This is a genomic window from Pseudomonas sp. TE3899, from assembly GCF_056279105.1.
Window position 1 is genome coordinate 3,468,468 of the sequence record NZ_JBWBQR010000001.1, and the last position, 13,719, is coordinate 3,482,186.

Sequence of the window (13,719 nt, forward strand, 5' to 3'; positions counted from 1 at the left end):
TGCACGGCCCGTACGGAGATTCACAATGACTCAGATCGCCCGCATCAGCGACACCGGCAATGAACGCCGCCTGCAAGCCGAACGCCTGATCGGCAGTGAGGCCTTGCAGGAAGCCCAGGCCTTGCGCTTCAACGTATTCAGCGGCGAATTCAACGCCAAGCTGAAAGGCGCAGAACGCGGTCTGGACATGGATGACTATGATGTTCACTGCGCCCACATCGGCGTGCGTGACTTGAACACCGGTCGTCTGGTGGCCACCACCCGTTTGCTCGACCACACCGCCGCCAGCAGCCTGGGCAAGTTCTACAGCGAAGAAGAATTCAGCTTGCACGGCCTGGTCCACTTGAAAGGCCCGATCCTCGAAATCGGCCGCACCTGCGTCGACCCGGCCTACCGCAACGGCGGCACCATCGCCGTGCTCTGGGGTGAACTGGCCGAAGTCCTGAACCAGGGCGGCTACAGCTATTTGATGGGTTGCGCGAGCATCCCGATGCAGGACGGCGGGATCCAGGCCCACGCCATCATGCAGCGCCTGCGCGAACGCTACCTGTGCACCGAACACCTGCGGGCCGAGCCGAAAAAACCGCTGCCTGTGTTAGACCTGCCGTCCAACGTCATCGCCGAAATGCCGCCGCTGCTCAAGGCCTACATGCGCCTGGGCGCGAAAATCTGCGGCGAGCCGTGCTGGGACGAAGACTTCCAGGTCGCCGACGTATTCATCCTGCTCAAGCGCGACGAACTCTGCCCGCGTTACGCCAAACACTTCAAGGCGGCCATGTAATGAGCCGCCTTCGGGTGTACGCGCGAATTGCGCGAGTGCTGTTTGTGGTGGCGCTGGGCCTGACCATGGCCAGTGTGTTCGGCGTGTTCGAACGCGCCGGGATTGCCCATTCGATGGTCCGTCGTCAGCGCTGGTCGCGGTTTTTCATGGCGCGGCTAAGCAACGCCCTGCCCTTTCGCGTGACGGTGCATGGCGAGCTGCCGAAGGCGCCGATGCTCTGGGTCAGTAATCATGTGTCCTGGACCGACATTCCGTTGCTGGGGATGATCACGCCGCTGTCGTTCCTGTCCAAGGCCGAAGTGCGTACCTGGCCGGTGGCCGGCTGGTTGGCGGCCAAGGCGGGCAGCCTGTTTATCCGTCGCGGTTCGGGCGACAGCCAGTTGATCCGCAAGCAGATGACCCGTCACCTGGAGCAACAGCACCCGCTGCTGATGTTCCCGGAAGGCACCACCACCGATGGCCGTTCGCTGCGTACCTTCCACGGTCGCTTGCTGTCAGCGGCGATTGATGCCGAAGTCGCGATGCAGCCGGTGGCGATCCGTTATCTGCGCGATGGTGAAATCGATTCGCTGGCGCCGTTTATTGGTGACGATGATTTGCTCTCGCACCTGATGCGCTTGTTTGCCAATGACCGGGGCGAGGTGGAGATTCACTTGCTTAAGCCGATTGCCTGCGAAGGTCGCGAACGTGCGGCGCTGGCGTTCGAAGCGCAGCAGGCGGTGCAGCGGGCGTTGTTTGGTGAAGTGGCGAAACCTGCCGAACCGCGGCGAGTCGGCGAACTGATCGCCGCGTAATGCCGCATCAAACCGAACTGAACGCCGCGCCAACTCTGCTTCTGTAGGAGCGAGGCTTGCCCGCGAAGCTTTTAGCGCTTTCAAAGGCCCCTTCGCGAGCAAGCCTCGCTCCTACAGGTAATACGTGTCAGCGGTTTTTGACGAAATCCTGAAGCTGCGGATAGAACAACCGAAAGTCATCACTCAACGGCTCATACAACACCCGCAACTCCTGCATCGCCCCGGCCAGTTCTTCAGGCTTGGTCAAGCGCCGGGAAATCCCCCGCAGCACCTGCGCCAGCACCTCGAAATCCTCGTAAGACCCCAACCAGTCATTGGCCACCATGTGCGGCGCGATTTGCGCCAGGCGCTCGGGCAACTGCGGTTCGCTGGACAGCACCCGGTAAACGTCCGACGTGAACTGCGCCAGCGGCTGATCGGCATAAAGCGTCCAGTCCCGCGCCAGGCAATGGTCGAAAAACACATCGAGGACGATCCCGGCATAGCGCCGACGCGTGACGGTAAACCGCGACAACGCGATGTCCACCAACGGATGGCGGTCGGTAAAGACGTCGATGCTGCGATGCAGCTGGATGGCGGCTTCGATGTCCGGGGTGTACTGCCCTTGCAGGCGCCCTTTGACGAAATCGCCATACAGGCTGCCGAGCCATTGACCGGGGCGCTGGCCACCGAGATGAAGATGTGCGAGATAGTTCATGTCGCGCAGCTTAGCACTGCCGCCTCCTGTTGTTACAAGTACGTATCGTTATAACCCGATATACCGATTTACACGGTCGACAGATCGAAATCATATTGGTATATCGCGATTCAACGATTTAAAGTTCGCCCCATCGCGATATAGCGTTTTACTCATTACGAGCCCACACCATGACCCTTGACCTCGACGAAATAATAAAAGCGCTGGCACACCCAGTACGCCGAGACATCCTCATCTGGCTGAAAGACCCCAAGGTCCAGTTTCCGGAACAGATCCACAACCACGAATACGGCATTTGCGCCGGGCAGATCGATCAACGCTGTGGCTTGTCGCAGTCGACCGTGTCCGCCCATTTGGCCACATTGCAACGTGCGGGTCTGATCAGCAGCCAGAAAGCCGGTCAATGGCACTTCTTCAAACGCAACGAGGACGTGATCCAGGCGGCCCTCGACGCCATCGTCAAAGAGCTCAGTGCTCCGACCAGGAATTAACCAATGCCCCTCTCGCTACTCATTCTGGCCCTGAGCGCCTTTGCCATCGGCACCACCGAGTTCGTCATCATGGGCCTGCTGCCCGATGTGGCGGCTGACCTGGGTGTTTCAATCCCCGGCGCCGGCTGGCTGGTGACCGGTTACGCCCTGGGCGTGGCCATCGGTGCACCGTTCATGGCACTGGCCACCGCCCGCCTGCCGCGCAAGGCCGCCCTGGTAGCGTTGATGGGGATTTTTATCGTCGGCAACCTGCTGTGCGCCATGGCCAGTGACTACAACGTGTTGATGTTTGCACGCGTGGTCACTGCCCTGTGCCACGGCGCGTTCTTCGGTATCGGTTCGGTGGTGGCGGCAGGCCTGGTGCCGGCCAACAAGCGCGCTTCGGCCGTGGCGCTGATGTTCACCGGTTTGACCCTGGCCAACGTCCTTGGCGTACCGCTGGGCACCGCGCTCGGTCAGGAAGCCGGCTGGCGCTCGACCTTCTGGGCGGTGACCGTGATCGGTGTGATTGCATTGATCGGCCTGATCCGCTTCCTGCCGGCCAAGCGCGATGAAGAAAAACTCGATATGCGCGCTGAATTGCGAGCCCTCAAAGGCGCCGGGATCTGGCTGTCGCTGACCATGACGGCGTTGTTTGCCGCGTCGATGTTCACCCTCTTCACCTACGTCGCCCCGTTGCTTGGCGATGTGACCGGCGTCTCGCCCAAAGGCGTGACTTGGACCCTGCTGCTGATCGGCCTCGGCCTGACGGTCGGCAACATCATCGGCGGCAAGCTGGCGGACAAACGCCTGGCCGCCACGCTGATCGGCGTCTTCATCTCGATGGCCGTGGTTTCGACAGTCCTGACCTGGACCAGCGTCGCGCTGATCCCGACCGAAATCACCCTGTTCCTCTGGGCCACCGCTTCATTTGCCGCCGTCCCTGCGCTGCAAATCAACGTGGTGACCTTCGGCAAGGCGGCACCGAACCTGGTCTCGACCCTGAACATCGGCGCCTTCAACGTCGGCAACGCACTCGGTGCCTGGGTCGGCGGCAGCGTCATCGCCCACGGCTTCGGCCTGACCAGCGTGCCCCTCGCGGCGGCCGCACTGGCGGTGCTCGCCCTGCTGGTGACCCTGATTACTTTCCGTCAGAGCGGCGATCCCGAACTGGCCCCTGCCACTACTCATTGATCTTCAAAAGAGAGCTATTTCATGACGACTATTTTCGATCCAATCAAACTGGGCGACCTCGAGTTGGCCAACCGCATCATCATGGCGCCGCTGACCCGCTGCCGCGCCGACGAAGGCCGTGTGCCGAACGCGCTGATGGCCGAGTACTACGTCCAACGGGCCTCGGCCGGCCTGATCCTCAGCGAGGCCACCTCGGTCACGCCAATGGGCGTCGGCTACCCGGACACCCCGGGTATCTGGTCCAACGACCAGGTGCGTGGCTGGGCCAACGTGACCAAAGCGGTCCATGCGGCCGGCGGCAAGATCGTCCTGCAACTGTGGCACGTCGGCCGGGTCTCCCACCCGTCGTACCTGAACGGCGAAGCTCCAGTCGCACCGAGCGCCATCCAGCCTAAAGGCCATGTCAGCCTGGTGCGTCCACTGGCCGACTATCCAACGCCACGGGCTCTGGAAATCGAAGAAATCGCTGATGTCGTCGACGCCTACCGCGTCGGCGCCGAAAACGCCAAGGCTGCCGGTTTCGACGGCGTGGAAATCCACGGCGCCAACGGTTACCTGCTCGACCAGTTCCTGCAAAGCAGCACCAACCAGCGCACCGACCACTACGGCGGCTCCCTGGAAAACCGTGCACGCCTGCTGTTGGAAGTGACCGACGCCGCCATCGAAGTCTGGGGCGCTGGCCGTGTCGGTGTGCACCTGGCACCGCGCGCCGACTCCCATGACATGGGCGACGACAACCTGTCCGAGACCTTCACCTACGTCGCTCGCGAACTGGGCAAGCGTGGCATCGCGTTCATTTGCTCCCGCGAGAAAGAAGCCGGCGACAGCCTCGGCCCACAACTGAAAGAAGCCTTCGGCGGCCCGTACATCGCCAACGAGCGCTTCACCAAGGACAGCGCCAATGCCTGGCTGGCCTCCGGCAAGGCTGATGCGGTCGCGTTTGGCGTGCCGTTCATCGCCAACCCGGATTTGCCCGCGCGCTTGAAGGCGGATGCGCCGCTTAATGAAGCGCGCCCAGAACTGTTCTACGCCAAGGGTCCGGTCGGTTATATCGACTATCCAACGCTGTAAGGGTGCTTACAGGAGCAAACGCTGCTCCTGCGCAAACGCAAAAGCCCCGACTCGAAAGAGCCGGGGCTTTTTGCATAGAGCGTTCAAAGATTGCAGGCTAAGGTCGCTTTTTCGGGTTTATTTACAGTCGTTCACACGCACGAAACAAATTCCCTACGAAATACGTAGCTCGCTACCTATCAACCTGCTACTAGTCCGTATATAAAAGCACACCATGCCTTGGGGTGAAGAAATCAGCGCCTTCTACCCACTGGGGTGTTGACACACCCTGTCCCAAATACGCATTTTGTTTCATTTGCGCAGGCTGGGGCTCAGGCGCAGCATGTCCAACCCTGTATCGACCCAGCGCTCGGCTTCGGCGTGCAGCTCAAAGCTGTCCGGGGCCAGCAGCCACTGATACAGGATGCCGTCGATGTAGGCGTGCAGGCTGATCGCCGCGCGGGCCGTGTCGAGATCTTCGGGCAACTGTCCGCGATTCACCGCATTACTCAAGGCCAGGGCGATTCGCACGTTGCAGTCGAGGCTGACCGCACGGCGCTGCTGGCGCAGGTCACACATTTCATCGGTGAATTCGCACTTATGAAACAGAATCTCATTGATGCGACGGGTCTTCGGGTCCAAGGCAACTTGATGAAACAAATGAGTCAGCAGCTTGCGCATGCAGCCCAGCGGATCGAGTTCATCCTCACTCTCGCTGGCCTTGGCCATTTCATCCAGCGGCTCATGCAAGGTATCGAGCATGGCCTGCACCAGATCCGCCTTATTGCTGAAATGCCAGTAGATGGCCCCGCGAGTTACGCCGGCCAGGGTGGCGATGTCCGCCAGTGTCGTGCGCGCCACGCCCCTTTCATAAAAGGCTTTCTCTGCCGCTTCGAGAATCTGGCTACGGGTTTCTTGAGCTTCCTCTTTGGTACGACGGACCATGGCAGTACAACCTCAATCAGGATGCTTCAGCGATGTCTGAACAGCCGCTGAATAAAAGTGGGGCAAGCGCTCTTGGGCATCGTCCCCGGCCTACAATTCAAACCTTTGACGGCTTTTGTAACGAAGTGGGTAAGCAGCCAAGGTATTTACAAACAACCATGAACGTAAGTATATTCCTTAGCAAGCTACTTATCCACTCAGCACACCTTTTTTACCCTTCCACCTTTCTAGTGCGCATTTTGCGCGCCTGACCCGAGGATTTTCATGCAATTCAAGCCAGCTGTTACCGCCCTGGTCACTGCCGTCGCCCTGGCATCGCTGCTCAGCGGATGTAAAAAGGAAGAGGCACCTCCTGCCGCTCCCGCCCCTCAGGTCGGCGTCGTCACCCTGCAACCTCAAGCCTTTACCCTGACATCCGAACTGCCGGGTCGTACCAGTGCGTACCGCATCGCCGAAGTTCGCCCGCAGGTCAACGGCATCATTCTCAAGCGCCTGTTCAAGGAAGGCGGCGACGTCAAGGCTGGCCAGCAGCTCTATCAGATCGATCCGTCGGTCTATGAGGCCACCCTGAAAAGCGCCCAAGCCAACCTGCAACAGACCAAGTCGATCTCCGATCGTTACCAGCAACTGGTCAAGGAGCAAGCGGTCAGCCGCCAGGAATACGACACGGCCCTGGCCAATCGTTTGCAGTCGGAAGCGACCTTGCAATCGGCCCAGATCAACGTGCGCTACACCAAGGTCTACGCACCGATCACCGGTCGTATCGGCCGCTCTTCGGTAACCGAAGGCGCGCTGGTCACCAGCGGCCAGACCGACGCCATGGCCGTCATCCAGCAACTGGACCCAATCTACGTCGACGTGACCCAGTCTTCGGTCGAGCTCCTTGAGCTGCGCCGTGAACTGGAAAGCGGTCGCCTGCAAAAGGCTGGCGACAACTCGGCCGCGGTCAAGCTGACCCTGGAAGACGGCAGCCAGTACAAGCAGGACGGCAAACTGGAGTTCTCCGAAGTCTCGGTTGACCAGACCACCGGTTCCGTCACCTTGCGCGCCGTGTTCCCCAACCCTGATCACACCCTGCTGCCGGGCATGTTCGTGCACGCCCAACTGCAATCCGGCGTGAACAGCGCAGCGATCCTCGCGCCGCAACAAGGTGTGACCCGCGACCTCAAAGGCACCCCGACCGCACTGGTCGTCGGTCCGGACAACAAGGTCGAGCTGCGTCAGTTGAAGGCCAGCCGCACCGTCGGTAGCCAATGGCTGATCGAAGACGGTCTCAAGGCGGGCGATCGCCTGATCACCGAAGGGCTGCAATTCGTCAAGCCTGGCGTTGAAGTCAAGGCCACGGAAGCAACCAACGTTGGCAAGAACCCGGCCCCCGCTCAAACAGCTGACAAGGCTTACAGCGGCAAAGGGGAGTAAACCATGTCGAAATTTTTTATCGACCGTCCGATTTTCGCCTGGGTAATTGCCCTGGTGATCATGCTGGTCGGGGCTCTATCGATCCTCAAACTGCCGATCAACCAATACCCGAGCATTGCGCCTCCGGCCATTGCGATCCAGGTCACCTACCCAGGCGCGTCCGCACAAACCGTGCAGGACACCGTGGTCCAGGTCATCGAGCAACAGCTCAACGGTATCGATAACCTGCGTTATGTGTCGTCGGAAAGTAACTCCGACGGCAGCATGACCATTACCGCCACCTTCGAGCAGGGCACCAACTCCGACACCGCGCAGGTTCAGGTCCAGAACAAACTGAACCTGGCCACCCCACTGCTGCCGCAAGAAGTGCAGCAACAGGGGATCCGCGTGACCAAGGCAGTGAAAAACTTCCTGCTGGTAATCGGCGTGGTGTCGCAAGACGGCAGCATGTCCAAGGACGACTTGTCCAACTACATCGTGTCGAACATGCAGGACCCGATCTCCCGGACCGCCGGTGTCGGTGACTTCCAGGTCTTCGGTGCCCAGTACGCGATGCGGATCTGGCTCGACCCGGCCAAGTTGAACAACTACAACCTGACCCCGGCCGACGTCAGTGCCGCGATCTCGGCACAGAACGTTCAAATCTCCTCCGGTCAACTGGGCGGCCTGCCTGCGTTGCCTGGCCAGCAATTGAACGCCACGATCATCGGCAAGACCCGCCTGCAAACTGCCGAGCAGTTCAAGGCGATCCTGCTGAAGGTCAACAAGGATGGTTCGCAAGTTCGTGTCGGTGATGTCGCCGATGTCGGCCTCGGTGGTGAGAACTCCAGCATCGCGGCGCAGTTCAACGGCAAGCCGGCTTCCGGTCTGGCGGTAAAACTGGCCAACGGCGCCAACGCTCTCGACACGGCCAAGGCTCTGCGCAAAACCATCGACAGCCTGAAACCATTCTTCCCGGAAGGGATGGAAGTGGTATTCCCGTATGACACCACGCCAGTGGTGACCGAGTCGATCAAGGGTGTGGTTGAAACCCTGGTCGAAGCGATCGTACTGGTGTTCCTGGTGATGTTCCTGTTCCTGCAAAACTTCCGCGCCACCATCATCACCACGATGACCGTGCCGGTGGTATTGCTGGGTACGTTCGGGATCCTCGCGGCGTTCGGTTTCAGCATCAACACCCTGACCATGTTCGGTATGGTGCTGGCCATCGGCTTGCTGGTGGACGATGCCATCGTCGTGGTGGAAAACGTCGAGCGGGTGATGAGCGAGGAAGGCCTGTCACCCAAGGAGGCCACCAAGAAATCCATGGGGCAGATCCAGGGCGCGCTGGTCGGTATCGCGTTAGTCCTGTCGGCGGTACTGCTGCCGATGGCGTTCTTCAGCGGCTCCACCGGTGTGATCTACAAGCAGTTCTCGATCACCATCGTCTCGGCCATGGCCCTGTCGGTATTGGTTGCCCTGATCTTCACCCCGGCACTCTGCGCCACCATGCTCAAGGCGATACCAAAAGGCGAGCACGGCACTCCTAAACGCGGCTTCTTCGGCTGGTTCAACCGTAACTTCGACCGTGGCCTCAGAAGCTACGAGCGCGGTGTCGGCAACATGCTCAAGCACAAGATCCCGTACTTGCTGGCTTACCTGTTGATCATCGTCGGCATGATCTGGCTGTTCACCCGCATTCCGACCGCGTTCCTGCCGGAAGAAGACCAGGGCGTACTGTTCGCCCAGGTGCAAACCCCGGCCGGTTCCAGTGCTGAACGCACGCAAGTGGTGATCGACGAGATGCGTTCCTACCTGCTGGAGAAAGAATCCGGCGCGGTGGCTTCGGTGTTCACCGTGAACGGCTTCAACTTCGCCGGTCGTGGCCAGAGCTCGGGCCTGGCGTTCATCATGCTCAAGCCGTGGGGCGAGCGTAACGCTGACAACAGCGTGTTTGCCCTGGCAGGTCGCGCCCAGCAACACTTCTTCAGCTTCCGCGACGCGATGGTATTTGCCTTCGCACCGCCGGCGGTCCTGGAGTTGGGTAACGCCACCGGTTTCGACGTGTTCCTGCAAGACCGTGCCGGTATCGGTCACGACAAGCTGATGGCGGCGCGTAACCAGTTCCTCGGCATGGCGGCGCAGAGCAAGGTGCTGTATCAGGTGCGTCCGAACGGCCTGAACGACGAGCCGCAATACCAGCTGGAAATCGACGACGAGAAAGCCAGCGCCCTGGGCCTGACCCTCTCCGACATCAACAGCACGCTGTCGATCTCCTTTGGTAGTAGCTACGTGAACGACTTTATCGACCGTGGTCGGGTGAAGAAGGTTTACGTTCAAGGCAAGCCAGGCTCGCGGATGAGCCCGGAAGACTTGAAGAAGTGGTATGTGCGCAACAGCGCGGGGACCATGGTGCCGTTCTCCGCCTTCGCCAAGGGCGAGTGGGTCTACGGTTCGCCGAAACTGGCCCGTTACAACGGCGTGGAAGCGATGGAAATCCTCGGGGCTCCGGCGCCGGGCTACTCCACCGGTGAAGCCATGGCCGAAGTCGAAGCCCTTGCCAAGAAACTGCCGGCGGGCGTGGGGATTTCCTGGACCGGTCTGTCGTACGAGGAACGCTTGTCCGGTTCCCAGGCGCCGGCGTTGTACGCCCTGTCGCTGCTGATGGTGTTCCTGTGTCTGGCGGCCCTGTATGAAAGCTGGTCGATTCCGATCGCGGTCATGCTCGTGGTACCGCTGGGGATCATCGGTGCGTTGATGGCTACCAGCCTGCGAGGGCTGTCCAACGACGTGTACTTCCAGGTGGGGCTGTTGACAACCATCGGTCTGGCATCGAAAAACGCCATTCTGATCGTCGAGTTCGCCAAGGACTTGCACGAGCAAGGACGCAGCCTGCGCGAGGCGGCCATCGAGGCCTGCCGCATGCGTCTGCGACCGATCATCATGACGTCGCTGGCCTTCGTCCTTGGTGTGGTGCCACTGGCCATCTCCACCGGCGCCGGTTCGGGCAGTCAGCACGCGATCGGTACCGGGGTAATTGGCGGTATGATCACCGCCACGGTCCTGGCGATCTTCTGGGTCCCACTGTTCTTCGTCACCGTGTCGTCCATCGGCCAGCGCAAAAAAGCTGATCAGGATGACGCTATTGAAAATCCTAAAGAGGCTGGCCAATGAGCAAGTCGCTACTCTCCCTAGCTGTTGCCGCCTTCGTGCTCGGTGGCTGCTCGCTGATTCCTGACTATCAGCAGCCGGCAGCACCGGTGGCAGGTCAATTCCCGCAGGGGCCAGCGTATTCGCCGGCCCAGGCGCCGAGCCAGGCCGCCGCCGAACAGGGCTGGAAGCAGTTTTTCCATGACCCGGCGCTGCAACAGATGATCCAGGTCGCCCTGGAAAACAACCGTGACCTGCGTGTCGCGGCCCTGAATATCGACGCCTTCGCGGCGCAGTACCGCATCCAGCGTGCCGATTTGTACCCGGCCGTTTCGGCCAATGGCACCGGCAGCCGCCAGCGGGTCCCGGCCCGGGCCTCGCAAACCGGCGAAGCGGGGATCACCAGTTCCTACTCGGCCACGGTCGGTATCAGCGCCTATGAACTCGACCTGTTCGGTCGGGTTCGCAGCCTGAGCGAAGAAGCCCTGCAGAAGTACTTCGCCACCGAAGAAGCACGGCGCAGCACGCAGATCAGCCTGGTGGCCAGTGTGGCCAACGCCTACATGACCTGGCAGGCCGACAAGGAACTGCTGAAACTGACTCAGGACACCCTCGGCGCCTTCGAGGAGAGCTACAAGCTCACCTCGCGCAGCAACGAAGTCGGGGTCGCCTCGGCCCTGGACCTGGCCCAGTCACGTACCTCGGTGGAAAACGCCCGGGCGCAACTGGCCAAGTACACCCGTCAGGTCGCCCAGGACGAAAACAGCCTGGTGCTCCTGCTCGGCACCGGTGTCCCGGCCAATCTGCAAGCCGCCAAGCCACTGTCTGACGACCTGCTGAGCGATGTACCGCCGGGCCTGCCGTCGGACCTGCTGCAACGTCGTCCGGACATCCTTCAGGCCGAATACAACCTGAAGGCCGCCAACGCCAACATCGGCGCGGCGCGGGCTGCGTTCTTCCCGAGCATCAGCCTGACCGCCAATGCCGGGACCCTGAGCCCGGACCTGTCCGGTCTGTTCAAGGGTGGTTCGGGGACCTGGCTGTTCTCGCCGCAGATCAACCTGCCGATCTTCAACGCCGGCAGCCTGCGCGCCAGCCTGGATTACTCGAAGATCCAGAAAGACATCGGCGTGGCGAACTACGAGAAGTCCATTCAAACGGCCTTCCAGGAAGTCGCCGACGGCCTGGCCGCCCGCCAGACCTACACCGAGCAGTTGCAGGCCCAGCGTGATTTCGTCGCCGCCAACCAGGACTACTACCGTCTGGCCGAGCGTCGCTACCGCATTGGTGTCGACAGCAACCTGACCTTCCTCGACGCCCAGCGCCAGTTGTTCAGTGCCCAACAGGCGCTGATCACCGACCGTCTGGCGCAGTTGAACAGCGCCGTCAATCTGTACAAGGCGCTGGGTGGTGGCTGGAACGAACAAACGGCGAAGAACGAGCCGCTGAAAGAAGAAGCGCCGAAGTTGAAGTTGTTCTGATAGCGCTTTGAAATACAAGAAGCCCACCGATTGGTGGGCTTTTTGTTGCCTTGGGAAAAAGCGAAGATCTTTGTCGTTCGATAATCGCCCAAAACCCGCTCCCGCCAATTGAATCCCGCCGCCGATCCCCCGCACCATTCGCTCCACAAAACCAATAACAACAGGTTCACCACCATGCCCCCACGCCCTGCCCTGTCCGGCTGATCGCTCCCGATTCATCCCCCGATTTCGAATCTTGTGTCTGCACCCCCAGGTTGCGGCAGCGCCCCGTTTCACCCCTAACAATTAGAGAGACCCGTGCACATGAAGCCTTCCACCGCGCAGTACCTGTTTCCCAGCCTCATCGCCGCCGCGCTGGCCGGCAACGCCCTGCCCGCCGCCGCCGAAGAATCGGGTTTTGTCGAAGGAGCCAAGGTCAACCTGAACCTGCGCAATTTCTACATCAACCGCAACTTCACCAACCCGACCAAGGCCCAGGGCAAGGCTGAGGAATGGACGCAAAGCTTCATCCTTGACGCCAAGTCCGGCTTCACCCAGGGCACGGTCGGTTTCGGCATGGATGTGCTGGGGTTGTACTCGGTGAAACTCGACGGCGGTAAAGGCACGGGCGGTACACAGTTGCTGCCGCTGGACCATGACGGGCGCCCGGCGGACAACTTTGGCCGCACCAACGTCGCGTTCAAGGCCAAGCTGTCCCAGACCGAAGTGAAGGTCGGCGAATGGATGCCGGTGCTGCCGATCCTGCGCTCGGACGACGGCCGCTCCCTGCCGCAAACCTTCCGTGGCGGGCAGATCACCTCGAAGGAAATCGATGGCCTGACGCTCTACGGCGGTCAGTTCCGCGCCAACAGCCCACGGGACGACAGCAGCATGAGCGACATGTCGATGGTCGGCAAAGCGGCATTCACCTCCGACCGCTTCAACTTTCAGGGTGGCGAATATGTGTTCAACGACAAACACACCCAGATCGGCCTGTGGAACGCAGAACTCAAGGACATCTACAGCCAGCAGTTCATCAACCTGATCCACACCCAGCCCCTCGGTGACTGGACCCTCGGCGCCAATATCGGCTACTTCTATGGCAAGGACGACGGCAGCGCCCGGGCCGGGGAACTGGACAACAAGACCTGGTCGGGCATGTTCTCGGCCAAATACGGCGGCAACACCTTCTACGTCGGCCTGCAAAAGCTCACCGGCGACAGCGCCTGGATGCGCGTCAACGGCACCAGCGGCGGCACGTTGGCCAACGACAGTTACAACAACAGCTACGACAATGCCCAGGAACGCTCCTGGCAGTTGCGCCATGACTACAACTTCGTCGCCCTCGGCATCCCCGGCCTGACCCTGATGAACCGTTACATCAGCGGCGACAACGTGCACACCGGCACCATCACCAACGGCAAGGAATGGGGCCGCGAGAGCGAACTGGGCTACACCGTGCAAAGCGGCACGCTCAAGGACCTGAACTTCAAATGGCGCAACTCGACCATGCGCCGGGATTTCAGCAACAACGAGTTTGATGAGAACCGCTTGATCGTGAGCTATCCGATCAGCTTGTTGTAAGACTCGATGACGCCTTCGCGGGCAAGTCTCGCGCCTACACCGTCCCTGTAGGAGCGAGGCTTGCCCGCGAAGAACGATAACGCGGTCCCCTTGCCACCCGTCAGCCCGGGTGGCACTTCGCGGCCCTTCTATTACAGTGAAAAAACCTGACAGGACTCAGGCATTTTCCATACACCCTACTTCCGTTATCTGTTGA

The 13,719-nt window shown here is 60.7% G+C and carries 11 protein-coding genes; 9 read left to right on the forward strand and 2 right to left on the reverse strand.

From position 1 onward, the window contains the following. The first annotated feature begins 25 nt into the window (after positions 1-25). Positions 26-781, forward strand: coding sequence for an L-ornithine N(alpha)-acyltransferase (gene olsB, locus ACZ89E_RS15920; protein ID WP_149657247.1), 756 nt, complete (start codon positions 26-28; stop codon positions 779-781). After that, the gene (locus tag ACZ89E_RS15925; RefSeq protein WP_476256030.1) at positions 781-1,575 is read left to right on the forward strand and encodes a lysophospholipid acyltransferase family protein; all 795 of its coding nucleotides are present in this window, start codon (positions 781-783) and stop codon (positions 1,573-1,575) included. The genes olsB and ACZ89E_RS15925 overlap by 1 nt, the downstream gene beginning before the upstream one ends. 127 nt (positions 1,576-1,702) lie before the next feature. Here ACZ89E_RS15925 and ACZ89E_RS15930 read toward each other — a convergent pair whose 3' ends face one another. Next, the gene (locus tag ACZ89E_RS15930) at positions 1,703-2,272 is read right to left on the reverse strand and encodes an acyl carrier protein phosphodiesterase (RefSeq protein ID WP_476256031.1); all 570 of its coding nucleotides are present in this window, start codon (positions 2,270-2,272) and stop codon (positions 1,703-1,705) included. 170 nt (positions 2,273-2,442) lie between these two features. Between ACZ89E_RS15930 and ACZ89E_RS15935 the strand changes: the two genes are divergently transcribed. The 3 genes from ACZ89E_RS15935 to ACZ89E_RS15945 are packed head-to-tail and all read left to right on the forward strand — an operon-like array spanning position 2,443 to position 5,007. After that, positions 2,443-2,763 (forward strand): ArsR/SmtB family transcription factor, encoded by a 321-nt coding sequence (locus tag ACZ89E_RS15935; RefSeq protein WP_054046859.1) that lies wholly within the window; start codon positions 2,443-2,445, stop codon positions 2,761-2,763. 3 nt (positions 2,764-2,766) lie between these two features. After that, on the forward strand, positions 2,767-3,936 hold the full coding sequence (locus tag ACZ89E_RS15940; protein ID WP_463259622.1) for an MFS transporter: 1,170 nt from the start codon (positions 2,767-2,769) through the stop codon (positions 3,934-3,936). 21 nt (positions 3,937-3,957) lie between these two features. Beyond that, positions 3,958-5,007, forward strand: coding sequence for an alkene reductase (locus tag ACZ89E_RS15945; protein WP_149657251.1), 1,050 nt, complete (start codon positions 3,958-3,960; stop codon positions 5,005-5,007). A 291-nt stretch (positions 5,008-5,298) separates the two neighbouring features. Here ACZ89E_RS15945 and emhR read toward each other — a convergent pair whose 3' ends face one another. Further along, entirely contained in the window at positions 5,299-5,931 is a 633-nt protein-coding gene (gene emhR, locus ACZ89E_RS15950) for an efflux system transcriptional repressor EmhR (RefSeq protein WP_149657252.1), read from the reverse strand. A 264-nt stretch (positions 5,932-6,195) separates the two neighbouring features. Here emhR and emhA point away from each other — a divergent pair, with 264 nt between their 5' ends. The 4 genes from emhA to ACZ89E_RS15970 all read left to right on the forward strand — a co-directional run bounded on the left by emhA (position 6,196) and on the right by ACZ89E_RS15970 (position 13,523). Beyond that, entirely contained in the window at positions 6,196-7,350 is a 1,155-nt protein-coding gene (emhA, locus tag ACZ89E_RS15955; protein ID WP_463259621.1) for an efflux RND transporter periplasmic adaptor subunit EmhA, read from the forward strand. A gap of 3 nt (positions 7,351-7,353) precedes the next feature. Continuing rightward, entirely contained in the window at positions 7,354-10,503 is a 3,150-nt protein-coding gene (gene emhB / locus ACZ89E_RS15960) for an efflux RND transporter permease subunit EmhB (protein ID WP_476256032.1), read from the forward strand. Beyond that, positions 10,500-11,960 (forward strand): efflux RND transporter outer membrane subunit EmhC, encoded by a 1,461-nt coding sequence (gene emhC, locus ACZ89E_RS15965; protein ID WP_476256033.1) that lies wholly within the window; start codon positions 10,500-10,502, stop codon positions 11,958-11,960. Before emhB ends, emhC begins: the two co-directional genes overlap by 4 nt. A 303-nt stretch (positions 11,961-12,263) precedes the next feature. Further along, positions 12,264-13,523, forward strand: a complete 1,260-nt coding sequence (locus ACZ89E_RS15970; RefSeq protein ID WP_149657256.1) for an OprD family porin — start codon at positions 12,264-12,266, stop codon at positions 13,521-13,523. Positions 13,524-13,719: the final 196 nt, after the last annotated feature.